General features: G+C 35.9%; 26 protein-coding genes. 16 read left to right on the top strand and 10 right to left on the bottom strand.

The genetic code is table 11. From position 1 onward, the window contains the following. Positions 1-11: 11 nt before the first annotated feature. The 7 genes from WC623_RS09310 to WC623_RS09280 are packed head-to-tail and all read left to right on the top strand — an operon-like array spanning position 12 to position 5,432. Positions 12-1,145: an FAD-dependent oxidoreductase gene (locus tag WC623_RS09310; protein ID WP_372850237.1), complete on the top strand. Its 1,134-nt coding sequence runs from the start codon at positions 12-14 to the stop codon at positions 1,143-1,145. Continuing rightward, positions 1,142-1,894, top strand: a complete 753-nt coding sequence (locus tag WC623_RS09305; protein ID WP_372850235.1) for a methyltransferase domain-containing protein — start codon at positions 1,142-1,144, stop codon at positions 1,892-1,894. Before WC623_RS09310 ends, WC623_RS09305 begins: the two co-directional genes overlap by 4 nt. Beyond that, a complete protein-coding gene (locus tag WC623_RS09300; protein WP_372850233.1) occupies positions 1,884-2,936 on the top strand; it encodes a type III polyketide synthase in 1,053 nt (350 codons plus the stop codon). Before WC623_RS09305 ends, WC623_RS09300 begins: the two co-directional genes overlap by 11 nt. Before the next feature lie 42 nt (positions 2,937-2,978). After that, positions 2,979-3,425, top strand: coding sequence for a 3-hydroxyacyl-ACP dehydratase FabZ family protein (locus WC623_RS09295; protein WP_372850231.1), 447 nt, complete (start codon positions 2,979-2,981; stop codon positions 3,423-3,425). Next, positions 3,418-4,686 carry a beta-ketoacyl synthase gene (locus tag WC623_RS09290; RefSeq protein WP_372850229.1) on the top strand — a complete coding sequence of 423 codons (1,269 nt, stop codon included), beginning with the start codon at positions 3,418-3,420 and terminating at the stop codon, positions 4,684-4,686. Before WC623_RS09295 ends, WC623_RS09290 begins: the two co-directional genes overlap by 8 nt. Beyond that, positions 4,687-4,941 carry a phosphopantetheine-binding protein gene (locus WC623_RS09285; RefSeq protein ID WP_349787380.1) on the top strand — a complete coding sequence of 85 codons (255 nt, stop codon included), beginning with the start codon at positions 4,687-4,689 and terminating at the stop codon, positions 4,939-4,941. It begins immediately after the preceding gene. Further along, positions 4,938-5,432: a 4'-phosphopantetheinyl transferase superfamily protein gene (locus WC623_RS09280; RefSeq protein WP_372850227.1), complete on the top strand. Its 495-nt coding sequence runs from the start codon at positions 4,938-4,940 to the stop codon at positions 5,430-5,432. Before WC623_RS09285 ends, WC623_RS09280 begins: the two co-directional genes overlap by 4 nt. Here the strand turns inward: WC623_RS09280 and WC623_RS09275 are convergent. From WC623_RS09275 to WC623_RS09265, 3 genes are all read right to left on the bottom strand, one after another. Further along, the gene (locus WC623_RS09275; RefSeq protein WP_372850225.1) at positions 5,395-6,282 is read right to left on the bottom strand and encodes an exopolyphosphatase; all 888 of its coding nucleotides are present in this window, start codon (positions 6,280-6,282) and stop codon (positions 5,395-5,397) included. The two genes, WC623_RS09280 and WC623_RS09275, sit on opposite strands and share 38 nt — an antisense overlap. Positions 6,283-6,287: 5 nt before the next feature. Further along, on the bottom strand, positions 6,288-8,345 hold the full coding sequence (gene ppk1 / locus WC623_RS09270; RefSeq protein WP_372850223.1) for a polyphosphate kinase 1: 2,058 nt from the start codon (positions 8,343-8,345) through the stop codon (positions 6,288-6,290). Positions 8,346-8,473: 128 nt separating this feature from the next. Then, the gene (locus WC623_RS09265) at positions 8,474-9,265 is read right to left on the bottom strand and encodes a hypothetical protein (protein ID WP_372850221.1); all 792 of its coding nucleotides are present in this window, start codon (positions 9,263-9,265) and stop codon (positions 8,474-8,476) included. A gap of 91 nt (positions 9,266-9,356) precedes the next feature. On the opposite strand from WC623_RS09265, the gene WC623_RS09260 reads away from it, so the two are divergent. Next, positions 9,357-9,848 carry a YajQ family cyclic di-GMP-binding protein gene (locus tag WC623_RS09260; RefSeq protein ID WP_372850219.1) on the top strand — a complete coding sequence of 164 codons (492 nt, stop codon included), beginning with the start codon at positions 9,357-9,359 and terminating at the stop codon, positions 9,846-9,848. Next, complete coding sequence (locus tag WC623_RS09255; protein WP_372850217.1) at positions 9,849-10,292, top strand: GNAT family N-acetyltransferase; 444 nt, start codon at positions 9,849-9,851, stop codon at positions 10,290-10,292. On the opposite strand, the gene WC623_RS09250 is transcribed toward WC623_RS09255, so the two are convergent. Beyond that, positions 10,289-11,602, bottom strand: coding sequence for a nicotinamide mononucleotide adenylyltransferase (locus WC623_RS09250; RefSeq protein ID WP_372850215.1), 1,314 nt, complete (start codon positions 11,600-11,602; stop codon positions 10,289-10,291). The genes WC623_RS09255 and WC623_RS09250 overlap by 4 nt on opposite strands. 97 nt (positions 11,603-11,699) lie before the next feature. Between WC623_RS09250 and WC623_RS09245 the strand changes: the two genes are divergently transcribed. After that, positions 11,700-13,385 carry an ABC transporter ATP-binding protein gene (locus tag WC623_RS09245; protein WP_372850213.1) on the top strand — a complete coding sequence of 562 codons (1,686 nt, stop codon included), beginning with the start codon at positions 11,700-11,702 and terminating at the stop codon, positions 13,383-13,385. 3 nt (positions 13,386-13,388) lie between these two features. On the opposite strand, the gene WC623_RS09240 is transcribed toward WC623_RS09245, so the two are convergent. Then, complete coding sequence (locus tag WC623_RS09240; protein ID WP_372850211.1) at positions 13,389-14,288, bottom strand: mechanosensitive ion channel family protein; 900 nt, start codon at positions 14,286-14,288, stop codon at positions 13,389-13,391. 101 nt (positions 14,289-14,389) lie between these two features. Between WC623_RS09240 and rnr the strand changes: the two genes are divergently transcribed. From rnr to WC623_RS09225, 3 genes are all read left to right on the top strand, one after another. Then, positions 14,390-16,522 carry a ribonuclease R gene (rnr, locus tag WC623_RS09235; RefSeq protein WP_372850209.1) on the top strand — a complete coding sequence of 711 codons (2,133 nt, stop codon included), beginning with the start codon at positions 14,390-14,392 and terminating at the stop codon, positions 16,520-16,522. 34 nt (positions 16,523-16,556) lie between these two features. Continuing rightward, positions 16,557-17,525, top strand: coding sequence for a polyprenyl synthetase family protein (locus WC623_RS09230; protein WP_372850207.1), 969 nt, complete (start codon positions 16,557-16,559; stop codon positions 17,523-17,525). Positions 17,526-17,665: 140 nt separating this feature from the next. Then, positions 17,666-18,031: a helix-turn-helix domain-containing protein gene (locus WC623_RS09225; protein ID WP_372850205.1), complete on the top strand. Its 366-nt coding sequence runs from the start codon at positions 17,666-17,668 to the stop codon at positions 18,029-18,031. A gap of 75 nt (positions 18,032-18,106) precedes the next feature. Here WC623_RS09225 and rpmA read toward each other — a convergent pair whose 3' ends face one another. The 4 genes from rpmA to WC623_RS09205 all read right to left on the bottom strand — a co-directional run bounded on the left by rpmA (position 18,107) and on the right by WC623_RS09205 (position 20,923). After that, complete coding sequence (gene rpmA, locus WC623_RS09220) at positions 18,107-18,514, bottom strand: 50S ribosomal protein L27 (protein WP_372850203.1); 408 nt, start codon at positions 18,512-18,514, stop codon at positions 18,107-18,109. 56 nt (positions 18,515-18,570) lie between these two features. Continuing rightward, the gene (rplU, locus tag WC623_RS09215; RefSeq protein WP_048904572.1) at positions 18,571-18,882 is read right to left on the bottom strand and encodes a 50S ribosomal protein L21; all 312 of its coding nucleotides are present in this window, start codon (positions 18,880-18,882) and stop codon (positions 18,571-18,573) included. Between the two features lie 82 nt (positions 18,883-18,964). Continuing rightward, complete coding sequence (locus WC623_RS09210) at positions 18,965-19,489, bottom strand: hypothetical protein (RefSeq protein WP_372850201.1); 525 nt, start codon at positions 19,487-19,489, stop codon at positions 18,965-18,967. Between the two features lie 3 nt (positions 19,490-19,492). Further along, positions 19,493-20,923 (bottom strand): dicarboxylate/amino acid:cation symporter, encoded by a 1,431-nt coding sequence (locus WC623_RS09205; protein WP_372850199.1) that lies wholly within the window; start codon positions 20,921-20,923, stop codon positions 19,493-19,495. A gap of 132 nt (positions 20,924-21,055) precedes the next feature. Between WC623_RS09205 and WC623_RS09200 the strand changes: the two genes are divergently transcribed. Together WC623_RS09200 and WC623_RS09195 are read left to right on the top strand one after the other, a co-directional pair. Continuing rightward, positions 21,056-21,553: an RNA polymerase sigma factor gene (locus WC623_RS09200; RefSeq protein WP_372850197.1), complete on the top strand. Its 498-nt coding sequence runs from the start codon at positions 21,056-21,058 to the stop codon at positions 21,551-21,553. Next, positions 21,540-22,136, top strand: a complete 597-nt coding sequence (locus tag WC623_RS09195; RefSeq protein WP_372850195.1) for a hypothetical protein — start codon at positions 21,540-21,542, stop codon at positions 22,134-22,136. The genes WC623_RS09200 and WC623_RS09195 overlap by 14 nt, the downstream gene beginning before the upstream one ends. A 160-nt stretch (positions 22,137-22,296) precedes the next feature. Here WC623_RS09195 and WC623_RS09190 read toward each other — a convergent pair whose 3' ends face one another. Then, complete coding sequence (locus WC623_RS09190; RefSeq protein WP_372850193.1) at positions 22,297-23,154, bottom strand: AraC family transcriptional regulator; 858 nt, start codon at positions 23,152-23,154, stop codon at positions 22,297-22,299. 193 nt (positions 23,155-23,347) lie between these two features. Between WC623_RS09190 and WC623_RS09185 the strand changes: the two genes are divergently transcribed. After that, a complete protein-coding gene (locus WC623_RS09185; protein WP_372850191.1) occupies positions 23,348-26,191 on the top strand; it encodes a two-component regulator propeller domain-containing protein in 2,844 nt (947 codons plus the stop codon). Positions 26,192-26,239: the final 48 nt, after the last annotated feature.

Here is a 26,239-nt window from a genome sequence, read left to right as displayed (position 1 = left end):
AATTATAGAACATGAAAGCCAAAGTAAATCAAAGTAACGAGGTTGTAATTATAGGTGGCGGACTAGCTGGTTTAACCTGCGCCCTTCACTTACTCAAAGAAGGCCAAGATGTTACCCTGATTGAAAAGAATGATTACCCTCATCATAAAGTTTGTGGCGAATACATTTCTAACGAAGTTCTCCCCTATTTGCAATGGCTAGATGTTGATCCTAACGAACTTAAACCCTCTCTTATTAACCACCTTTCCATATCTTCAATAAGCGGACAAATTATTGGCTGCTCATTGCCTCTGGGAGGTTTTGGATTAAGTCGGTTTACCCTTGATAATTTTCTTTATGAAAAAGCAATACTGCGTGGTTGCAGAGTGATCAAAGACCGAGCAACAGATATTGTATTTAAAAATAATGAGTTTGAAATAACCACCTCTACTAATTTATTAAAGGCAAAACTTGTAATTGGTGCTTTCGGTAAACGATCTGCATTAGACCAAAAACTGGACCGTAGCTTTATACAGAAGAAATCGCCATGGCTGGCGGTAAAAGCGCATTACAGCGGTATTATTCCAACGGATCTCGTGCAGCTGCATAATTTTAGTGGTGGCTATTGTGGGGTATCAATGGTAGAGAACAAACTCATTAACATTTGCTATCTGGCAGACTATAATAGCTTTAAATCGTTTAAAAACCTGGATGACTTCCAGAAAAAAGTATTGTACTCAAATCCTCAGCTTCAAAAGATTTTTGAAGAAAGCACGATACTTTTTGATCAGCCTCTAACAATTAGTCAAGTGTCTTTCGCAAAAAAAGAATTGGTAAGTAATCATGTGCTCATGATTGGCGATACTGCAGGTTTGATTCATCCGCTTTGCGGAAATGGAATGGCTATGGCTATTCATAGTGCAAAAATTGTGGCAGAACAGTGTATAAAATACTTGCGTGGTTCCATAAATTCCAGAACTATGCTAGAAAAAAAATATTCCAGCAGTTGGAATACGAACTTTAGAAATCGTTTGTTAATGGGTAGGTTTTTATCCGGAATGATGAGAAAAGATCAGTTGTTTAACCCTATGCAACGTTTATTACATGCCTTTCCTGCTACACTACCAATGATTGTTAAAATGACTCACGGAAAACCTATTGTATGAAAATAGATACCAGAACAAGGTCTGAAGCTCCGGAAATAATGGATGATTTTAACTTGAAGGGAGAAATATTAAGGGATGCCCTGGATAAAATTGCAAGTATAAACAGGTTACTAGGTGGTAATAAAGTTACTTTACAGGGTTTGGAACTTTTGCTGAAAGATGATAGCAACTCCATTATTAGCAATACTGCGAAAAAAGAAATAACCATTTTAGATGTGGGTTGTGGGAATGGTGATATGCTGAGATACTTGGCCGATTATGCCGAAAAGAAGGATTTGAATTTTAAGTTGATTGGCATAGATGCCAATGCTTTTACCATAAAACATGCTAAGCAATTGTCAGTTAATTATGATAATATCAGCTACCTATGTGCAGATATTTTTGAGGAATGTAAACAAGCAAAGGTTTATGATGTTATTCTTTGTACACTGACGTTACATCATTTTAAAAATGAAGAAATTTTAACGCTGATGAATACCTTTTATGAGCAGTCGACCTTAGGAATTGTAGTGAACGATTTGCATAGAAGCAAAACCGCTTATTACCTGTTTACGATATTTTGTTTTGCATTCAGATTGAACAAGATGTCTAAAGATGATGGACTGATTTCTATTTTAAGAGGCTTTAAAAAAGATGATTTACAATCCTATTCCCGGCAGTTGAACTTAAAATCCTATATCCTGAAATGGAAATGGGCATTCCGATACCAATGGGTAATTCCAAATATAAAAGGCCGATATGAGCGTTAAAATAACCACAGTAGCTAAAAAGCTGCCACAATACTCCAGAAATACCGCTGAGATCATTCCTTTTCTGGACACCTGGCTAGTCGGACAGGAACTTCGTTTCATTAAAAAAGTTAAAAAAATATTTGAACAGGCCGCAGTAGATAAAAGGTATTCTATCATGTCACCAGAAGAGGTTTTTACTCAAACTTCCTTCGAAGAAAAGAACAACATTTACATTAGAGAAAGTATTAAATTGGGGACTGATTGTCTTCAACTTGCATTGAAAAAAGCGAACTGGAAACCTCAGGATATAGATTATATCATAACGGTTAGTTGTACTGGTATTATGATCCCTTCTATTGATGCGTATATTATCAACACGTTAAATTTGCGCCAGGATATTGTTCGTTTACCTGTCACAGAAATGGGTTGTGCCGCAGGTATATCGGGTATGATCTATGCGAAAAACTTTTTAAAAGCTAATCCTGGAAAACGGGCAGCAGTAATTGCAGTCGAGTCTCCTACCGCAACATTCCAGCTTAATGATTTTTCTATGGCCAATATCGTTAGTGCGGCTATTTTTGGCGATGGTGCTGCATGTGTTTTGTTATCATCACATCAGGATGATAATGGACCGGAAATAATCGCAGAAGAAATGTATCACTTTTACGATGCTATACCAATGATGGGTTTTAATCTAACAAACAATGGTCTACAAATGGTTTTAGATAAAGATGTACCTGAAAATATTGAGCAACACTTCCCCCAAATCATTAACCCCTTTCTTGAAAAAAATGGACTTGAAATTAAGAACATTGACCACTTGATCTTCCACCCTGGAGGAAGAAAAATTATCGATACTGTTGAAAGTTTATTTAGCGAATTGGGCAAAAATATAAATGAAACCAAAAATGTATTAAAAGAGTATGGAAATATGTCGAGCGCCACAGTTCTCTATGTATTGGAACAGTATATGAAAAGACCATTGGGGACAGGGGAACTTGGGTTAATGCTCAGCTTTGGACCTGGCTTTTCTGCACAACGGATATTGTTAAAATGGTAGAATAGGGGTAAATTAGGCGAAAATATTAAATGAAATCATAACATGACTAAAGCAGATATCTTATCACATTTACCTTATACCTCACCATTTTTATTTGTAGATGAACTACATGAAATTGACGAAAATGGCGTTACTGGCTCCTATACTTTTGATGCAGGTCTTGATTTTTACAAAGGCCACTTTAAAGACAACCCAGTTACTCCTGGTGTAATTTTAACAGAAACAATGGCGCAAATCGGATTAGTTTGTCTGGGCATTTATCTTTCTGGGAGTGCTGAAGGTGGAATGCCAGGACATGTGATGCTTACTTCAACAGCTATCGATTTCATGAAACCTGTTTTTCCTGGAGAGAAAGTCACTGTAACTGCACAAAAAGTTTACTTCCGTTTCAAAAAATTAAACTGTATTGTTCAAATGACCAATGCTTCGGGAGAAGTGGTTTGTAAAGGCACCATTGCCGGAATGGTAACCAACAAAATGAATGCATAAACGCGTAGTCATAACCGGTTTAGGGGTAGTTGCCCCAAATGGAGTTGGACTAACTGCATTTACTGAAGCTATTAAAAATGGAACTTCAGGTATTAAGCACGACCCTGAACTGGAAAGATTACAATTTGCTTGTCAGATTGCTGGTAAACCTGAACTTTCAGACGAACTTATTTCCAGATACATGAACGATCTGGAACGTAGAAATTTCAACAGCACCGGAATACTGTATGGCATTATAGCCGGAATGGATGCCTGGCATGATGCTGGCTTATCCATAGCTTCAACTGATGAACCGGATTGGGATAGCGGAACAATATTCGGTACCGGAACATCAGGCGTTGACAAATTCAGAGAAGCCATCTATAAAGTTGATGAATTGCAGTTGCGTAAACTAGGTAGCAGCGTCGTTGTACAAACTATGGCTAGTGGAATTAGCGCCTACCTATCTGGCAAACTCGGACTAGGCAATCAAGTCAGCAGCAACTCTTCTGCCTGTACAACTGGTACAGAAAGTATTTTAATGGCTTATGATCGTATAAAAAGCGGACAGTCCACTAGAATGCTTGCTGGCAGTACAAGCGACAGTGGGCCTTATATATGGGCCGGATTTGATGCCATGAAAGTTTGTACTTATAAACACAACCAGAATCCTGAAAAAGGTTCCAGGCCTATGAGTGCCAGTGCTAGTGGATTTGTACCTGGAAGTGGTGCAGGAGCATTGGTGATAGAATCGCTGGAAAGTGCATTAAACCGTGGTGCAAATATTTATGCTGAAATTTTGGGCGGCCACATTAACTCAGGTGGTCAACGTGGTACCGGAAGTATGACAGCCCCAAATAGCATTGCTGTACAACGATGCATCCGTATTGCTATACAAGATTCGGGTATCACTGCCAATCAAATAGACGCCATCAACGGACACCTCACTGCGACGACAAAAGATGTCTTGGAAGTACAAAACTGGGCTATAGCTCTAAACAGTACCCCAGAAAACTTCCCTTACATCAACAGTTTAAAATCTATGACCGGACATTGTTTAAGTGCAGCTGGAAGTATAGAATCTGTAGCCTCCGCATTACAGCTAAAATATGGCTTTGTATTTCCTTCTATAAACTGTGAAGACCTACATCCTCAAATAGCAGAAATAGTTAACAAAAACAATATTAAAAATCAAATTGTTAATCAAAACATTAATATATTAGCCAAAGCAAGTTTTGGATTTGGTGATGTGAATGCCTGTTTAATCTTAAAAAAGTACTAAATGGAAAGAGAACAATTGGTAGCAAAGCTCAAAGAGATTGTTACCCCCTACACCCATGACAAAGAGGCTTTAACAAACATTAGTCCAGCAACAGACTTCATTAAAGACCTGAAAATCAACTCCTCTAACATGGTAGATATCATTCTGGATGTAGAGGAAGAGTTCGATATAGAAATAGACAATCTGGAAATGGAACGCATGCTGAATGTTGACGAAACTATAAGTATTATCCAGGCTAAATTAAATGAAAATTGATAGGTAATGACATCGTTGATCTGGCCGCTGCTGCAGTGGAAAGCAATTGGAAACGAAAAGGTTACCTTGAAAAAATATTTACAGAAGCAGAAAGGTTTCTGATTCATGTCTCTAAAGACGCAAATGTAATGGTATGGTTATTTTGGACCATGAAAGAAGCTGTCTACAAAGCAGCAGAGTACAATACACAAACAAAAACTTTTGCTCCATGTACATTGAGCTGCAACAATCTAATTTTGCATGAAAATTCAGCCTGCGGAACAGTAGATTATAAGGGCAAAAAATATTATTGTCATAGCGGTCTGACGCCAGACTATATACATACTATTGCAGCAGACTGCGAAAAAACATTAGTACTTATCTCTCTAAAAATTGAGACTTATAACATAACAGACCAGTCATACAAAGCCCTTAAACCTGATTCAGTAAGTCACCATGGCCGATATCTGGCCCTTATAAATCTGTCAGGTTCTCTTCAATCAACAAGCTGATTATACCATCAACCAAGCCAACTTTAGGAACATAAACCTGCTTAATACCTGTCCATTTCAATAAAGTGATATAAATCTCACATGCAGGTATAATAACATCTGCACGGTCCGGGTTTAAACCAAAAACACTTATCCGTTCTTTTAGAGAATGTGAATTGAGCTGATTGTAAAGTCCTTTTAATTTAAGAAAAGTCAGAGGCATTCCCTCTTTCTCGTCAGACATACGGAAAAGCTTATTGATATTTCCACCAGTTCCAATTCCTGCAATATTCTTCAAAGACTTGGTATTTTCCTTTACCCAATCTCTCATTTCATCCCATGTCTCGTCCTTATCCTTGTTATCTAGAATACGGATGGTACCAATATCAAAAGATTTCGAGGCAACTGGAACCCTATTTACGAAAACAGAAAGTTCAGTACTCCCCCCACCTACATCTATATATAAATAGCTTTTCTTAATATCCAACTTATGCTCAATGTGATTTGCATAAATAATATTAGCCTCACGTTGTCCGGCAATAATTTCAAGTTTAATATTACAAAGCTCCTTTACCTTTTTTATAATCTCAGCTCCATTATCAGCTTCCCGCATTGCTGAAGTTGCACAAGCCAGATATTCTGAAACATGATAAACGTCCATCAGATTCCTAAAGGCCGACATCGTTTTCAACAGTTCTTCAACTTTACGATCTGAAATATGTCCATCTAAAAAAGCATCATCACCTAAGCGTAATGGCACTCTTACCAATGTATTTTTTTTAAAATCATAACCACTCTCATTTTTAGAAATATCAGCGATTAATAATCTGACAGCATTGGAACCGATATCTATGGCAGCGTATCTTAACATTGGATTTATTGGTGTTTATTTTTTAAGTAATTATAGGTCTGAACCTGTGCCCTGATTTTTACTTTCAGGTTATTTTTATGATACTTGTTATTGTTTAAACGAGTAATATCTCTCGCTTTTACATTGTCTTGTAATTGAAATTCTATAATATCCCTGATCTCCTGCTTCACCTCTTCATCAAGTACAGGGAAGCCCACTTCTACCCTATGTTCAAAATTTCGGGTCATTAGGTCCGCTGATGAAAGATACATTTCCTCCTTGCCATTATTGCCAAAAATAAATACTCTGGCATGCTCAAGAAATTTATCCACAATGCTGATCACAGTAATATTCTCACTGAAATCTTTTATTCCCGGAACAAGCGAACAAATACCACGAACAATTAGTTTCACTTTCACTCCGGCATTACTGGCTTCATATAGTTTAGATACAATACCTTCATCAGCCAGACTGTTCACCTTTAAAATCATATAAGCTGGTTTACCCTGTCTGGCATTTTTAATCTCCCGGTCAACTGCTAAAAAGAATTTCGTTCTAGATTCCAGTGGTGAGACAATCAGATGTTTAAATCCCTTGGTAACAGTTTTCTTATTAAGTGCTTTAAAAAGCTTAATCAAATCTGTTGTAATCTCCTTCTTTGCGGTAAAAATACTATGATCACAATACAGCTTGGCTGTTTTTTCATTAAAGTTACCTGTCGCAAGGTTTGCATAATAAACAGCTCTACCCTTTTCCATTCTTTTAACCAGACAAATTTTAGAGTGAACTTTATAGTCCGTCAGACCATAATTTACATTTACCCCTTCCTCCTGCAATCGATTTGTCCAGAAAATATTAGCACTCTCATCGAACCTTGCTTTCAATTCGACCAGACAGTTTACTTTTTTTCCATTCTTTACTGCATTAATCAATGCGTTGATTACTCTAGAATTTTCAGCAAGACGGTACAAAGTGATATTGATTTCTGTTACTTTAGGATCAATTGCTGCTTCGCGAAGAAACAAGATGATATAGTCAAATGACTGATAAGGTAAATTGATCACATAATCTCGTTCCTGGAGTTTGTTAAATATACTTTCAGTACGATGCAATCCATGTACCTTTAAGGGCACATTGGGTTTATATTCAAGTTCCTGATTGCCTACATTTGGAAATGCAATAAAATCTCCAAAGCGATGATATTGATTGCCCGGAATCAGATTCTCAGCATCAATTTTCATTTTATGGATGAGTACGCTCAACATATCAAAAGGCATTTCAACATCATACAACAAACGCATTGGCTTACCTTTTTTGCGCTTATCTAAACTTGCTTTCAGCTCTTCTACAAACTTATCGCTGACATTTTTGTCTATGTCCAACTCTGCATCCCTAGTCAGCTGAATTGAAAAAGCTTCAAGAATATCATAGTTAAAAACATAAAAAATATCATCCAGACAGTACTTAATAATATCCTCTGCCAGAATAATAAACTTTAAACCATTAGTTTCTGGTAATACAAGAAACCTTGGCAAATCATTTGGTAACTCAATCAGCGCATATTTTTCATGCTTGGCCGACGACTTTCTGGAAAGACGCACAAAGAAGTACAGATATCGGTCTTTTAGTTCCGGAAATGGTCTCGTGGGATCGATCATAATCGGTACAAGATTTGAAAGAATCCTGTCTCTAAAATGATTTCTTACAAACTCTCCCCTGGAAACGTTGAGCTGTGTTTCATTTAAAATAAAAATACGATTTTGTGCAAGCTCATTAATTAATGTTGCTTTAAATAACTGTTCGAACTTACGTTCTTGTTTTACAACAATATTTTTGATCTCGTTTAATACCTTTTTAGGATTGAAACCAAGCAAAGCCTTAGCTTTATCATTAAGATTAGACAACCGACTCAAAGTAGCTACCCTAACGCGGTAAAATTCCTCTAAATTGGAAGAAAAGATGGACAAGAATTTAATGCGCTCTATTAAAGGAACTGTCTCATCTGCAGCCTCCTGTAATACACGTTCATTAAAATACAACCAACTAATCTCTCTGTTTAGAAATGGAGCTTTTTTTTTCGTCATTATTAAATCAAAAAACCAGATGGCATCATAAACAAGAATCTATGATACAACCTGGTACAAAACTGCGAATTTTATTGTTAAGAAATTGTTAATTATCAGCTAATTAAACATACCTTAATAACCTCTGTCTATTTAACTTCAGCATCACTTTTCACAGCACTATTTTCAGTTGTTCCATTTGCAGACGCAACAGGCGCACTGGCTGCTTTTTGTGTTACTGTAGTAGCAGGCTTAGGCTTAGCAGTTGTTTTGCTTGCAACAGTTTTAGCAACTGTGGTCTTAGCTGTTACTGATTTAGCAGCTGTTGTTTTTGCCCCAATCACTTTACTTGCAGTACTTACTTTTTTAACCGGAGCTTTTGCGACTGGTTTTGCTGCATTTACAACTGATTTTACCACTGGTTCAACAACTTTTTCAACCTTTTTAACTGCGGCTTTCACTGCTGGCTTAGACTTAGTTTTCAACACTTTAGCAGTTTTTGCCACAGGTTTAGCAATAGCATCTGCAGCTTTTTTCTCTGTGGCTATTGCAGAAACTTTAACACTATGTACTACAGGCTTAACCTTTGCAGCTATAACTTTAACTGCTTTTTTAGCTTTTTTAGCATCCTTAGTCAGCTCTTTTTTAACTTCTTTCTTAACTGCTTCAGCTTTCTTCTTAGCTTTTTTAATATCTTTTTTACTTGCTGACTTAGCTGTATCAATTTTACTATCTACGATAGCCTTAACACCTTTAAACTTCTTTGATAATTTTTTCGTTACAAATTTACTTACCAAAGCAATATCTTCACCAATCTTTCCTGCATCCTGCCCTAACTGTTTAACTGTTTCAAGTATTTTATCGGCCAGACTTTTCTCAAATTGCTTCTTAACGGCTTTCTTTGCCACCTTTTTTTGCACTTTTGGATTTTTGGTTTTCATACGCTTTTACTTTAATTGTTTATATTTGTGATATACTTTTGCTTTTACAGCTAAAAATTACTAATTATTTAATACTTAAGCCATAATAATCATGCCCACTTTCGATATTGTAAGCAAAATAGATGCACAGACGCTTGATAATGCGATGAATAATGCTAAAAAAGAAATCCTGAACCGTTACGATTTCAGCTCTTCAAAAAGCACCATTGATCATGATAAAAAAACAAATGTGATTACCATAGTTACAGAGGATGACATGAGGTTGAAAGCTATTGAAGATTCCATTATTTCAAGAATGATGAAACAAAAACTAGATCCCAAGAGTCTGGATTTTGGCAAGGAACAATATGCTTCTGGTAACATGATTAGAAAGGAAATTTCAATTAAAGAAGGTATAGACAAAGAAACTGCTAAAAAAATTGTTGCTAAAATTAAGGACAGCAAATTGAAAGTTCAGGCTTCTATGATGGATGATCAAGTGCGTGTACAAGGCAAAAATATTGATGATCTTCAAAGCGTAATTGCACTTTGCAGAAGTGAAGATTTTGGACAACCATTACAGTTCATTAATATGCGTAACTAAATGGAAATCGAAGATAATGGCTTTATCTTCTCTGATGACAAACAGAAGATAGATGTTTCCGCAGTTCATCATTATTTAAGTACAGAATCGTATTGGGCAAAGGACATTCCTTTAGATATTGTACAGAAATCCATAAACAATTCATTATGCTTCGGAATTTACAAAGATAAACAGCAGGTAGGCTTTGCAAGATGGATTACTGATAAAGCCACTTTTGCCTACCTGGCTGATGTATATGTTAAATCAGAATATCGTGGAAATGGCTTATCTAAAAAATTAATGTCACTAATGCTTTTTCATAAAGACCTGCAAGGCCTTAGGAGATACATGCTGGGCACATTAGACGCACATGGTTTATATGCCCAGTTTGGTTTTAAAGCGATAGAACATCCCGAAAGACTGATGGCAGTTGTTGTACCTGACCCTTACAAAAAAAAGGATTAAACAGTTTTTACGTCGCTGTCACTATAATCCTCAATATCTGTAATATAACCATTGATGATTAGGAAGTCGAAAAGTGGTTTTGCATCAGGTGTTACTGGCATATTTGCTGTGGTAATAACCTGATTTGTTTTCTTATCAAGGAATGGATACGCAAAAATCTTAACATTCTTACTAAACATATCACTTACATAATTAAGTAACTGACTGGAGTAATTATCACCAAAATTAGTAGAATTAAATACAAATTTTAAGTTATTAATATTCGTGGAAATCCCAACACTTTTCGGGCGACAACGATCAAGATACTTTGCAAGCTTATTGTTCCTCGCAAAATTGGATACAATAACAAGGTTGCCTGTATTACACATCTCTTCGGCACGTTTTGCAACAGCTCTTAAATCGATATTCTCAGGCAATTCATGATTAGCATTTAATACGTTCGACATCAGTACTTCAATCAATACACTCAAATTATCTTGTTCTACAGTTTCCGATCGCACAAACTGATCAACAGCCTTATTCAACATACTGAAGTTAGGATTCGATTTCTGCGCATATTTAGTACGCTGAATCATAATATCTTTCTTATACAGCAAGTCTTTAGGTAGACAAGGTTTACCTTTTGAATCAAATATAGCTGCATCAGAGAAGTCTTTAACAATTAGATATAAGTTAAGCAGTATGTTATTTATACCCGAAAATGCAGGTCCATTTACTGAGATGAGATCAATTTCTACTGAACCTACAGTAAGGTTATCTGCTAAAGATTCGATCATCGTCTTAGGATCCTGATGAAAGTAAAAGGCTGCATAAACTAGATTTACACCAATAATTCCCAATACATTATGCTGCAGTGCAGCATCAGTATCTAACAAACGTACATGGAAAAATATTTCATTGGGCTCTCCTCCTGGTTCTACCTGAAACCGGATACCAATCCAGCCATGTGGATCATTTGACTTATTGTAATTTAATGTTGTAACCGTGTCTGCGAAAGCAAAAAAAGTACGGTCTTCATACTTAGTTCCATTTAAACGTTCAGTCAACAAACTGTATTCATGGCCTAACATTTTTAATAACCTTGACTCACTCACATACCTTCCAGAGGTTTCAGCGCCATAAATTACATCACTAAAGGTCATGTCATAGGCTGACATAGTTTTAGCAACAGTGCCGGATGCCGCACCGGCGGTAAAAAAATTACGTGCCACTTCCTGTCCTGCCCCAATCTCCGCAAAAGTTCCGTAAATTTTAGGGTTTAAGTTAATCTTTAAAGCCTTGCGCTTCGTATCAAGAATTTCTCTTTCCATTTTGCAAAATTAAGCAAAACACCGGGTTTAGACGATAAATAACTATCTTGATCTCAAATTTCTTCTGTTGTGCTTATATTATGATCATACTTTAACCATGCTAGACGTTAAAAATCTCGACATACAATTTCTAAATAAAGAAGATCAGTCATGGCTTAAGGCTGTAAATCAGGTTAGTTTCAGCATAGACAAGGGACAAGTGTTAGGAATAGTTGGCGAGTCGGGTTCAGGAAAATCTGTAACGTCTTTTTCCATTATGCGACTACATGATAGAAAAAGCACAAAAATTACTGGTGAAATCAATTTTCAGAAGATTAACCTACTTAATTTAACGACAGATGAGATCAGAAAATATCGTGGAAATAAAATTGCCATAATATTTCAGGAACCTATGACTTCCTTAAATCCCGTTTTCACATGTGGTAATCAGGTAAGGGAAGCTATAATGTTGCACCAAAAAGTTGATAAACACACGGCAAAAAAGAAAACAATTGCTTTGTTTAAAGAAGTGCAATTACCAAGGCCTGAAAACATTTTTGATAGTTATCCCCACCAATTATCGGGCGGACAAAAGCAAAGGGTAATGATTGCAATGGCTTTGAGTTGTAATCCGGAGTTACTCATAGCAGATGAACCTACCACGGCACTCGATGTGACGGTGCAAAAAACGATTCTTGAACTGCTACTGAAACTTAAAAATGAGCGTGGCATGACTATGATCTTTATTACTCATGACCTTTCTGTAATCAGCGAAATTGCGGATGAGGTAGCAGTGATGTATAAAGGTCAAATTGTAGAACAAGGCCAAGCAAAAACAATATTCGAAACCCCTCAGCATCCTTACACTAAAGGGCTACTTGCCTGCCGCCCAAATCCACATCGGTTACTAAAAAAACTACCTGTAGTAGCTGATTTTTTAGAAGGAAAAAATGAAGAAGAAATAAACAACTATACAGTCCATGAAATTGAAGCTCGCAGAACATTACTTTATAGTTCAGACCCCATATTACAAATCAAAAATCTGTGCACCTGGTATCCTATAAAAAAAGGTTTATTTGGTAAGGCTAAAGAGTATGTAAAAGCAGTTGATGATGTTACTTTTAATGTATTTCCAGGTGAAACACTCGGCTTGGTTGGCGAATCTGGATGCGGCAAAACTACGCTAGGCAGAAGCATTATCAGATTGGTAGAACCAAGTTCTGGAAAACTCATTTTTGAGAATAAAGATATAACCAATTTAAAAGCTGCTGAATTAAGAATGCTGAGACGTGATGTACAAATTATTTTTCAAGATCCTTATTCAGCACTTAATCCACGCTTAACAGTAGGCAATGCATTGATGGAGCCATTACAAGTACATAATATGTTTCAAACAAACAATGAACGTAAAGCTCATGTACTAAATTTATTAAGCCGTGTAGACTTAAAACCCGAACATTTTAACAGATATCCACATGAATTTTCCGGAGGACAAAGACAGCGTATCGTAATCGCCAGAGCATTGGCCTTACAACCGAAATTTATCATTTGTGATGAATCAGTTTCTGCTTTAGACGTTTCCGTGCAGGCTCAGGTACTAAATCTGCTTAGAGAACTCCAGCAGGAATTTGGACTAACCTATATATTTATCTCTCATGATCTGGCTGTAGTGAAACACATTTCTGATAGGATGATTGTCATGAACAAAGGTAAAATCGAAGAACAGGGCTTTCCGGAAGAGATTTATAACAACCCGCAAGCTGAATATACAAAAAGACTAATTGCTGCTATCCCGGGAACCTAAATACTACGCCCTTTCCCCAATGTATTCATCTTCTTTCAGCTGTGCAGAAAGACGGATCAATGCTGTATTGATCGCTCTCCTTATCTCTCTTTCTTTAACTTTATTGTAATGTCTTAACAATACCATCGCTTTAAAAACAGCAGCATCCTTGTTTATCTGAATGGTTTTAATTGTCAAACCATTTTCCATCACATTTGCAGAATAACCCGCAATTACTTTATTCAGATAATTCTCTAAAAATTCTGGAGTATATCCGTTTTTCAAAGACATATCAAACTCGATACTTAGTTTTTTAATATTCTGTTTAGACTGATTGATGATTACAGAACTAAAAACAACAGAGTTAGGTATAATTACCATATCACTATCTTCATTTTGCAGAATCATATTGATCAGGGTAATATCCAGAATTTTCCCCTCATGTTCTCCCATTTTGATATGATCCCCCAGTGATAAACGATCAGAAAACATAATGATCAGACCGTTAATCATATTGGTAACATAATCTTTAAACGTCAGCGCTACAGCTGCTGCAACAATTGAAACACTAAAAACCAGTTCCTGTAAAGTCACATCGAGTAGCGATACAAAGGCCATCACTAAGAATATAGTATCAAGAATTGAGGCAATCCGATCTATCCCCAGAATAAAATTATCCTTAATATTACTTTTAAACTTTTGTTTACGGATATACAAATAAATGATAACCATTCGCAAAATAGAAATCAGCAAACTAGGGCCAAAGAACACCATTGCAGCGCCGGCAACCTTCCTTATGCTCGGATATTCAATATAAAAGCTAGGTTTATTAATATATAAATAGGCTAGAAATAAGTAAATAACAGCTTTTATCCCAATAATGAGGAGCTCTTTACCCGGTTTCCTTTCTCTGTATTCAATCATGTCAAATCATTTTAAGTTCGTCAATATCTGAGTAATCAAAGATACAAAATCCAACAATACTCGCTTCAAATTGTTACCTTCGGGTGATTCATACATAGATTATGGCAAAAAAGAAATCTTCTCATCTAGAACTCGTTTTAACACAATTAATTAGCGACGTACTGGAAAAAAGTAATAATGAGGCTTTGAACTATAAGCAGGTATCTGCTAAATTAAACATTACTGATGCAGCGTCAAGAGAAACCATCCTTGAGGTGCTGAAAGATCAAGCTAAAAAGGGTGTTTTCACAGAAACCGAAAAGGGGAAATTCAAGTTAAAAGACTTAAAAACATTCCTGACTGGTAAAGTAGATATGACTGCTGATGGATCAGCATTTGTTGTTCCGGATGATGAATTTGAAAAAGACATTTTTGTATCTGCCAGGAAACTGCATAATGCGCTGCATGGCGACAAGGTAAAGGTATATGTTTATGCAAAAAAGAGAGGCCGAAAGAATGAGGGTGAAGTTGTGGAGATTATTTCCCGAAATAAAACTGATTTCATTGGAGTCATCAAAATATCAGACCGTTATGCTTTTGTAAACATCGATGATCGCAAAATGTTGCATGACATATTTGTACCTTTAAGTGATGTAAATGGTGCTAAAAATGGTCAAAAAGTACAGGTAAACATAACAGAATGGCCAGAGGGTGCTAAAAATCCAATTGGACGAATTATGAATATCCTGGGCGAACAAGGTGAAAACAACACCGAAATGAACGCCATCCTTGCGCAATACGGCTTCCCTCTAAGTTTTCCACCGGAGGTAGAGAATGAAGCCAATGCCATTCCTGAAAAAGTCAGCCCTGCCGAAATGGAAGGTCGCAGGGACTTTAGAAACACGGTAACCTTCACTATAGATCCGGCAGACGCCAAAGACTTTGATGATGCCATATCTTTCAAAACTTTAGAAAATGGCAATTATGAAGTAGGTGTACACATTGCCGATGTATCACATTATGTAAAGCCAAATAGTGATCTCGATAAAGAAGCTTATGCCAGGGCAACTTCTGTTTACCTGGTAGACAGAGTGATCCCTATGCTACCAGAACGACTGAGTAACGGTGTATGTTCATTACGTCCTAATGAAGATAAATTATGCTTTGCTGCAGTATTTGAAATGGATGAGCAGGCAAATATTGTTACAGAATGGTTCGGACGTACAGTTATCCATTCGAATATGCGCTTTAGCTATGAAGATGCACAGCTTATTATTGAAGAGAAAAAAGGAAGCCATGCTGAAGAAATTTTAAAACTTAATGAGTTAGCACATACGCTACGTGAAAGAAAGTTTAAAAATGGTGCAATCAGTTTTGAAAGCACTGAAGTAAAATTTAAACTGGACGAACATGGTAAACCTATTGGCGTTTATGTAAAAGAACGTAAGGATGCACATAAACTTATTGAAGACTTTATGCTGCTGGCCAATCGTAAGGTAGCTGAATTTATAGCTAAAAAAGGTAAAGGCAAACAAAAATATACTTTTGTATATCGATCTCATGATTCTCCAAACCTGGAAAACTTAAACAGTTTCGCCTTGTTTGCTGCCCGATTTGGCTATAAAATAAACATGAAATCAGATAAAGAGATTGCGAAATCGCTGAACTACCTGATGGAAGATGTAGAAGGTAAAAAAGAGCAGAATGTGCTGACACAACTAGCAATTAGATCCATGGCAAAAGCAATTTATACCACTAAAAAGACTAGTCATTATGGTTTAGCATTTGACCATTATACACATTTCACCTCCCCTATCCGTCGATATCCAGATGTAATGGTCCATCGGTTACTTGCTGCTTATTTAAATAACGAGAAGTCTGCCAATGAGGAAGAGTATGAAATAGCAGCATCTCATTCTTCGGCCATGGAAAAACGTGCTGCAGATGCAGAACGTGCTTCTATTAAATACAAACAAGCTGAGTATCTGGAAGAAAATGTAGGCAATACTTTTGCAGGAATCATTTCAGGGGTTACTGAATGGGGTATGTATGTAGAGCTAACCGAAAACAAATGTGAAGGTATGATTCGTTTGCGTGACATAACCGATGACTTTTATGTGCTGGATGAAAAAAACTACTGTATAGTGGGACAGCGTAAACAGAAAAAATACCAGTTAGGTGATGAGGTAATGGTAAAAGTAAAAAAAGTAGACCTGTCAAAACGACAGATAGACTTTTCACTGATTCAACAATAAAAATATAATATTCCGGTTAATCCGTTTGTAAAAAATGTATACTCCTAATCAATTACAAGAAGCTATAGAAAACGCTGTTCAAAACATTAAATATCCTGCACATCCGGAAAGGCTTTACGCGCCTATCCGATATATAATGAGCTTAGGTGGGAAAAGAATCAGGCCTGCACTGACTTTAATGGCAGCTGGACTATTTGAAGATAATCTCGATAAAGCAATGCCTGCTGCTTTGGCTATTGAAACATTTCATAATTTCACATTGATTCACGATGATATTATGGATAACGCCCCTCTGAGAAGAGGAAAGCAGACTGTACATGAAAAATGGGGTGTGAATAATGCCATTTTAAGTGGTGACGTAATGATGGTAGAAGCCAATAAGCATCTTTCAGAGTTAGACAATAAGGTATTGAAGGCTGCATTGCATACTTTTAATGCTACTGCACAGGGTGTATGTGAAGGGCAGCAACTTGACATGGAATTTGAGGAACAGGAAAAGGTGAGCATTGCTGATTATATCAATATGATTCGTCTAAAAACGGCAGTATTATTAGGTGGTGCAATGAAGCTCGGTGCACAAGTTGCAGGTGCGACAGAACAACAAGCGGAACAGTTGTATGATTTCGGTGAAAACCTGGGAATTGCTTATCAACTACAAGACGACCTACTGGATGTTTATGGTGACCCTAATAAATTTGGGAAACAAGTTGGAGGTGATATCATTGCCAATAAAAAAACCTTATTATTACTAAAACTACGAGAATTAGCTAATAGCATAGACCTTGAAAGTCTTGCAATACAAAGCGAAAATAAAAATCTTACAGAAAAAATAAATAATGTAAAAGGCTTATATGACAAATATGACATCAAAAGCCTGGCCATTGCCGAAATGAAAAACTATTCAAACAAAGCATTCCATGCTTTAGAATCATTAGATCTTACTAAAGAACGTAAATCCGAATTATTTAAACTGGCAGAACAAATTCTCAACAGAGAACATTAGGATTAATTAAATCCATTTTACTATTGAGTAATATTTTCCACAACCAATACCCCAATTATGGGACTTTTAATGGATAATACCCAAATTAAACGCTTCAAAAGGCGTTTAATTTGTGGTTCCAAAATTGTCTTGTATGAACTATGCAAGAAATTCTGTCCAAAAAGAACATAGGCGAACGTATTAAAGAACTCAGGGTGAATAACGGGTTATCACAAGCGTTCATCGCGAACATCTTAAACTTATCAAGAAGTAATTATTCACAAATTGAACTTGGTAACCAATACCCTACTTTCAACACGCTCCACGAAATAGCAACATATTATTCAAAGACTTATGAATGGCTTCTTCATGGGACTGCCATTGAACAATCGAATGAAACTCCCGAAAAGATAGGCCTGATTTTAAATGAACTGGAAACCGCATTTAAAAGCTTTAGTTCTTCCTTAAAGAAGCTAGAGCATGAACTAAATCTGGTTAAGTCCAGAAAATATAAAACACGTAACTAGTCCAAAAATGCAAAAACAAATAAGGTCTGATCATGTACATGATCAGACCTTATTTGTTTTATATAAGAAGTTTGACTATTCTGCTGATGCAGTGTCAGTAGCTTCTGTTTCAGCTTTAACAGCCTTTTTAGCAGGTGCTTTTTTAGCAGGTGCTTTTTCAGCTTTAGCAGCAGACGCCGCAACAGCTTTCTTTGCAGGTGCTTTTTTCTCTACCACTTCAGCAACAACTGCTGCAGGTAAAACAGAAACATAAGATTTGTTATCTTGTTTCTTTTTGAAAATTACAGTACCATCAACTAAAGCGAATAAAGTATGATCTTTACCAATACCTACTCCTTTATCAGGATGATGTTTTGTACCACGTTGGCGTACAATGATATTTCCAGAAATTGCATCTTGCCCACCAAAGATCTTAATACCAAGGCGTTTACTATGCGATTCACGTCCGTTCCTGGAACTACCGGCTCCTTTTTTATGTGCCATCTTGTTTTATATTTTATTAACTACCGAAATGAACGGCATTTTTTGTTCAACAATAATTATAAACTGATACCAGAGATCTGGATCTTGGTGAAATACTGACGGTGACCGTTTTTCTTTTTGTAACCTTTTCTACGTTTCTTTTTGAAAACGATTACTTTATCACCTTTTAAATGAGACACGATTTTAGCTGAAACCGATGCACCTTTCAATGTAGGAGCTCCTACAGAGATTTTACCACCATCTTCAACCAACAATACATTGTCAAATTCAATACTAGCGCCTTCATCTCCTTGCAAACGGTGTACAAAAAGGTGCTGGTCTTTTGCAACTTTGAATTGCTGTCCTGCTATATTTACTATTGCGTACATTGTTAATTAGTTATTTATTTGAAATTGTTTATTTTTATTGAGGTGCAAATATAGAACTTTATTTTCTAAATTCACAAACGAATTAGTTTTTTGATGCTGCTTGTTTACCATAACGCTCCTCTGCTTCGTTAATACTCTGCGTCAAAAGAGTTTTCATCTGCATTGCAAGCCCTTTAAGCTTCGGATCGCCATTATAATCTACTAAGAAAACGACTGTTTTAGACTTCTTTTTATAATTGAAAGTCATTACATAACGTGGTACTTTAGATGTTTTAAGATCACTTTCTGAATTAGCCATAAAATCAGGAAAATTCCAGAAACCCAACTCATTTGCTTTTGAATGCAAATATAAAATGTCGTCCTTCCTCAATTTCACATTAGTTTTAATAATAGAATCTTTTGCATTTACGTACTGATAATCACCTGTTGCAGAATTATAAGAATTCTCCAGATTATTTCCCTCTCCCCACTTAAACTCGATAGACTCAAATTCCTTTAGCTTAAACGGTGCATTACGCAACATTGGCGTATAATAAACTACACAATAGATTAAAAAAGGAACGACAATCGTTAGTGCCAGGAATATTTTCTTTGCTCTTGTACTCATAATTTATGCTTCATTAATTTCAACCACTTGATCAGGATTGTATTCTCCTTCCCATTTGGCAATTACTACTGTTGCCAAACAATTTCCTATTACATTTAATGATGTTCTTCCCATATCCATTAATTCATCTATCCCTAAAATTGCAGCAATAATAAAAGTTGGTAATCCAAACTGATCTGCTGTTGCAATTAAGATAATTAACGATGCTCTTGGTATTGCTGCCACCCCCTTGCTCGTAATCATCAGTGTAAATACAATCAGTAACTGTTCGCCAAAAGTCAAATGCATGCCTGCCGCCTGCGCCACAAAAATTGAAGCAAGCGATAAGTATAATGTTGTGCCGTCAAGATTAAAGCTGTACCCTGTTGGAATTACAAAGGAAACAATTTTACGTGGTACTCCGAAATTCTCCATCGCACTCATTGCCTTAGGCAGAGCAGCGTCAGAACTTGTAGTCGCAAACGCAATAGACACCGGCTCTTTAATAGCGTTTATAAATTTTAATATTGGTATTTTCAAATACAGTGCGATAGGTAACAACACAATCAAAATGAATGCGATCAGAGCCATATAAAGTGTAGCAACCAGCATAAAAAGATGCTTCAAGATATCGACTCCCATATGTCCTACCGTATATGCCATCGCCGCCCCCACACCAATCGGCGCAAAATACATAATGATATTGGTGAATTTAAACATCGTTTCTGATAAACTCTCGCAGAAATCAACCATCGGTTTCCGTTTCTTTTCATCCACCATAGCAAGGCCGATACCGAAAATAACAGAAAAGATTACAATCTGTAAAATCTGTGCATCGTATACTGACTTCACAATATTCTCAGGAAAAATATTTCTGAAGAATGCCAATGTTTTATACAGCCAATGTACACTATCTGGCAGTGTACTTAATATGCTTTCATCAATAGGATCTTTAACAGGCTTGGGTAGCTCATTATGTGGCATATTCTGTATATTCACCCCTACGCCTGCATGAGTAATATTAATTGCAGCAAGTCCGATGAATAAAGCGATTGTAGTAGCACAATAAAAATAAAGCATAGATTTCCAGGCCATCCTACCGACTTGCTTTAAATCTGAATGTCCCGCAATCCCATACACAAGAGTAGCAAACAAAATAGGCCCAACAATGGTTTTTACCAATTTAATAAAGCCTTTACTTAAAGGTTGCAAAGCTACTGCTACATGTGGGTAATCTATTCCAACAAAAACTCCTAATACCATACATACCAGTATCCAGGTTGTAAGATTTTTTCTAAACAAGGCAAAAATAACAAGTTGTACAGCAAGTATCCATCGTGTGGCCATCATCACATTATCAGGAATATCAGCGATATTGAAGTCTTTTAATACGCCAAGCAACGAAGCTATAGTAATAAACAAAAAAGTAATCAACCCGACACGGTTTTTTTTCATAAAAGAGGTTTGTTTGATTCGCAACAAAAGTAATTAATTGCATGAAGCCCGCAAACATTTATTATTTTTGGACTAAGCTGGCTTGTAACAAAATAGCTTTATTCCAATCAAACCACCATTAGCCGTTAATTAATGGAAAAAAAAGATCAACTATTTAAGCAGATTTTCGACACAAACTCTAAAAAGATATTCCATTTATGTTATGGTTATACTGGCGACGAGGATGCTGCAAACGATTTATTGCAAGAAACTTTTTTGAAAGTCTGGCAAAATCTGGATAAATTCAGAAATAAGTCTCTTATATCTACCTGGATATACCGAATTGCAGTAAATACCTGCTTAACCTACTTAAGGTCAGAAAAGAGACAAGCGAAAGATGAGCTCACAGATAACATCATTGAAAACCGACCAGAAGAGTTTTCAGAAAAAAATGAACAAATAGCGCTCCTTTATAAGTCAATTTCCAAACTGGAAGAAAACGACCGTTTGATCATTACCATGGTGCTTGATGAGCTACCATACAATGAAATAGCAGAGATATCAGGAATAAGTGAAGGAAACCTAAGGGTAAAAATTCACCGTATTAAATTAAAACTTACCGAATTATACAATCAGCATGCAAGAATTTGATCACATACAATCGCTTTGGCAATCACATTCGGTTGAGGTTAAGATCTCATCTGATGAAATGCTTCAGCAGGCAAAAAAAGAGGTAAATGCAATTCGCAATAAATCCCTTTTCAACATTATAGGAATGATGGTATCATTTGTGGCAATAGCCATACTATGGCTATTTTTTGACTTCAATTCCTGGACCACACATGCAGGATTGACTCTTTTCCTATCTGCCATTGCTGTCTCTACATTTACATTATATAGAAGTCATCGCCTCCTCGCGCAACACGATTTTACAACAGATCCTAATGACTTTCTAAATAACCTAAAAAGCTACCAGATAAGCAGGTATAACCTTTACAGTAAAATGTATTGGGTTTATGCAATACTCCTAAGTTTAGGAATTGCCATGTACTTTTTTGAAATCCTGAGCTATTTTGACTTATGGGCACAATTACTGATTATATTATTTTGCTTTGGATGGATTATTTTCTGCTCAACATTAGTACGTAAATCAGTTATGAAAAAGGAAAAAGAAAGAATTGCACTCTTGATAGAAAAATTTGAACGTATTGAAAATCAGTTCAAGGAACAGTAAAAATATGTTTATAAAAAAAGTCATCCGAACTTAGTCGGATGACTTTATTATTAACTAACCCAAATTAAATTCATCCAAATCTATATACTGGGTTTCCTGTTTCAAATCTAGCTCTAAACTTTCATTTAACGATAAGCGAAAATCACCATTAAGCTGAATTTTACCTGTATTGGCCTGGTGTTACATTAAAAGAATTCCTAAACAATCTGATAAATGAACTAGGACATTCAAAGCCTACAATATCCACAATCTCACTAACGGGGTAATCCGTATTTTTTAGTAGATGTTTTGCCTGATGAAGCCTTACTTTAGTCAAAAATTGATGTGGAGAAAGCTGGTAGGCCTGTTTAAAAGTACGTAACAAATGGTTTACTGACAAACAGGATGTTTGGGCTATTTTATCTAGCTGAATACGTTCCTTATAATTACTGATCATGTAATCTCGAGCTACGGACAAACGCCTCAAAATTTCAGTTTTGGTATTCCCGTTCAAAAAAGGCAAAGCAGCTTTTCTTTTTATCACTTCTATATCATACAACTCGTAATAATCTAGCAAAGCATGATTTAAATATTCTCCTAAAACGAGAGGATCAGCATTTTCAGTTTCCATGTGTTTAATCAACTGCATCACATTAAATTTCATATCACCCAAAAGAGGGCAAATAAATTCAAGCAATGGTGTTTCCCTATGATCAAAACTCACTGAATATTCCGAAGATAAATATTCTTTAAAAAGATTAGAGCATTCAAATTCCTGTATAAAATCAGGCTCAAAAAGTACCGTAAGCATATTCGCCTCATTTTCAGAAGCTATTCCCTTAGTATAAGTAGTATCAGGGTTAATAAAAATAAAGCTACCAGGCACCAGTGTTATATTACGCTTTTCAATGCTGAAGTTTACCTCACCTGTCAACACCACATGCAAAGCATACTTTCCAGTAAGTTCATGATAAACAGAACTATAAGTGCATTCTCTTATAATCTCGGCTCCATTAACCAATATCTTATTATACTTCATATATTCACGCTGAATTAGTCCCTATAACTAACTGTGGATGAAACAAATTTAATATAAGATAAATAAAAAACCCTAACCCCTGAAGGGGTATTTTTCTTTTTAATTATATTTACAATCACATAAATTTATTTTATTTAAACTCGTGACTTACCTCAAATCAATATTTATTATGTTGCTCTTACTCATCTATAGCATGAGAAGTTTTGGGCAGCGTTATAATTTTGAACAGTATGATATACAAGATGGATTAGTCCAATCACAGATTACATCCATTGCTCAGGACAAACAAAATCGACTGTGGATTGCTACTCTTGGTGGCTTGAGCCGGTTTAATGGTAACGAGTTTACAAACTTGAGTAAAACAGATGGATTGAATAGCAACTTTGTTCTTTCCTGCGCCATTAATAAAGACGGCAGCTTATTTATTGGAACAGAAAAAGGTTTATCCATTTATAAAAACGATAGTCTTTACAATTATCCAGATATAAAAGTCTGGACTGAAGACCTAACTCTTTCATCTTCAGGCGAAATGTATGGTTTGTCTGGTAAAAAACTAATTAAAATAAATGGTAAAAAAGCTGAGCTTGTATACATTACCGGTGATACGAATGAAATTGTAACTGCGTTAAAAATAGACGCAAAAGGAAAAATATGGGCCGCAGTTTATAAAAATGGTTTATACTATCTACATGGAAATAAATGGCATAAGAAAGTTCTATCTAAACAGGATGATCAGCTAATTATTGGTAATTTCCTTGTAGATACATTTGCAAAAGACAGAATCTGGATACTAACAAATAGCGGCTTTTTCTTATCTGAAAATGCGGAAATGAAATCCGCTTTTGCAAACAAAATAAAAAAAATAACAGCTATAAACCAAGACGAAAAAGGCAATTTATGGTTAGGCACAAACAGTGGTGCATGGTTTATGTCTAAAGACAAGTCCATTCACTTTAATGCCAAGAATGGTTTTACTGATAATGTTGTTAACAGGATTTTTAGAGATAAGGAAAATAATATCTGGCTAGGCACAGATGGCTCTGGAATATTTAAATTTAATAGCAATAACTACGTAAGCTACGACGAATCACAGGGCCTGAAAAGTAATGTTGTAATGAGCATAATTAATGGCCCCAGCCCTAACGAGATCTGGATAGCAACTTACAGTGGCATTTTTTCACATAAAAATAATCAAGTTAAACCGATCTCTATTCCTTCAGAAAACGATGACACAAAACGCATCAATTTCATGTTTAAAGATAGCAGAAACCACATCTGGATTGGAACTGCAGGTGGCGGATTATGGCGTTACAAGAACAATTTTTTTGAACGGATAGATGAAGGAAGCAGATCGTTCTATTGTAATGCAATATTGGAAGACAGACATAAAAACATTTGGATATCCGCTAACATGGGCTGCTTCTTAATGGATAGCAATATGAAAAATATAAGCAGAGTTACACAAAAGGCAAGCACAAGTTTACTTGAAATTGGCAACAACATGATGATAATAGGTAGTCAGGATGGTGCTACATTAGTCCGGAATAAAATGAACTTAACGCCTTTATTATTTCAGCCTTTAAAAGGATCCAATATTTTATCAATGCTTAAATATGAAGATCATGTAATTTTCGGAACAGCAGATAATGGATTGATTATTTGGAACATTACAAAAGGGACCACAAAGCAAATCAGCTCTAAAAACGGATTATCCTCTGACCACATATACAGCTTACTCCTTGACAGAAAAGGAATAATCTGGATTGGAACTGGCCGAGGAATAAATAAAATAATGGCAAAAGGTTTCAGAATTTTAAAAAACGAGAATTCTTTGTTGATGGAATGTAATCAAAATGCTATACTAGAAAATGGAGATAACATTTGGATCGGTACAACCAAAGGTGCTCTGGTTTACAACAATAAGAATATAAGCTCTACATCTAATAAGCCTCATATTTTCATTAATTCGGTAAGCATTTTAGCTCAAAATAAAATTGGCAATCAAAATTTAGCTCAAGTAGTTTACAAAGAGCATGAACTGGATAAAAAAATTGTGCTTCCTTACAACCACAACCATCTGAACATCAGCTTTACGGGTATCTATTTTAGTAATCCCAAAAGTGTGATGTACCAATACAAACTTCGGGGATTAGACCATAAGTATAGTAAGCCCAGTACAACCTCCTCTGTTAATTATATTGCACTTCCTCCCGGAAATTATACCTTTCAGGTAAGAGCAATTACAATGTCAGGCATTAGATCGGAAAGCTACGCATCATTCCATTTGGAGATTACTCCACCTTATTACCAGAGCTCCATTTTCAAAGTTTTCATTTTAGTGATTATCTTATTATTTATAATGATTTCTGTGTATATAATCATTAACCTAAATGAGAGGCAGCGTAAATTAAGACTCAAAATTAAGCTGGAAGAGCAGTTTAAAGTCAGAAAACAAACTGCAGAAGATTTTCATGATGATATCGGTAACAAATTAACCAGGATAACAGTCTTATCAGAGGTGTTAAGTAGCATGACAGATAATAACGATCATGAAAAAAGAGCCATTATACAAAAAATAAAAACCAATGTTAACGAATTATATAATGGAGCAAAAGACATTTTATGGTCACTTGATCCAAAGAATGATACTTTAGGAGAGCTATTATCCAACATTAAAGACTTCGGTTCTGAAATGTTTGGTGATACCTCAATTTGTTTTAAAGATGAAATAGTTGTCAATGATACAGGCAAGAGGCTTCCGTTAGAACTAAGTAGGAATATATTGATGATTTTTAAAGAAGCCATAAATAATGTATTGAAATATTCAAAAGCAGAGCAAATTGATTTTACTGCAAGAATGAGTGGCCGTCTTTTAGAAATTCAACTTAAGGATGACGGAAAAGGCTTTGATGCCAGCATAGAAAAGAGTGGCCGAGGACTAAACAATATGCGGGTAAGGGCGGAACGAATAAAAGGAAACTTAAAAGTAACTTCGAACACCGAAGGAACAACCATAACACTCTCTATTTTACTTTAACGCACTCGATCTTAACGTTCTCAAATATTTTAACGTCCTACGTTAAAT

This window comes from Pedobacter sp. (assembly GCF_041645105.1).
In the GTDB taxonomy this organism is placed as follows: domain Bacteria; phylum Bacteroidota; class Bacteroidia; order Sphingobacteriales; family Sphingobacteriaceae; genus Pedobacter.
This window is presented reverse-complemented; position numbering and strand designations above follow the sequence as displayed.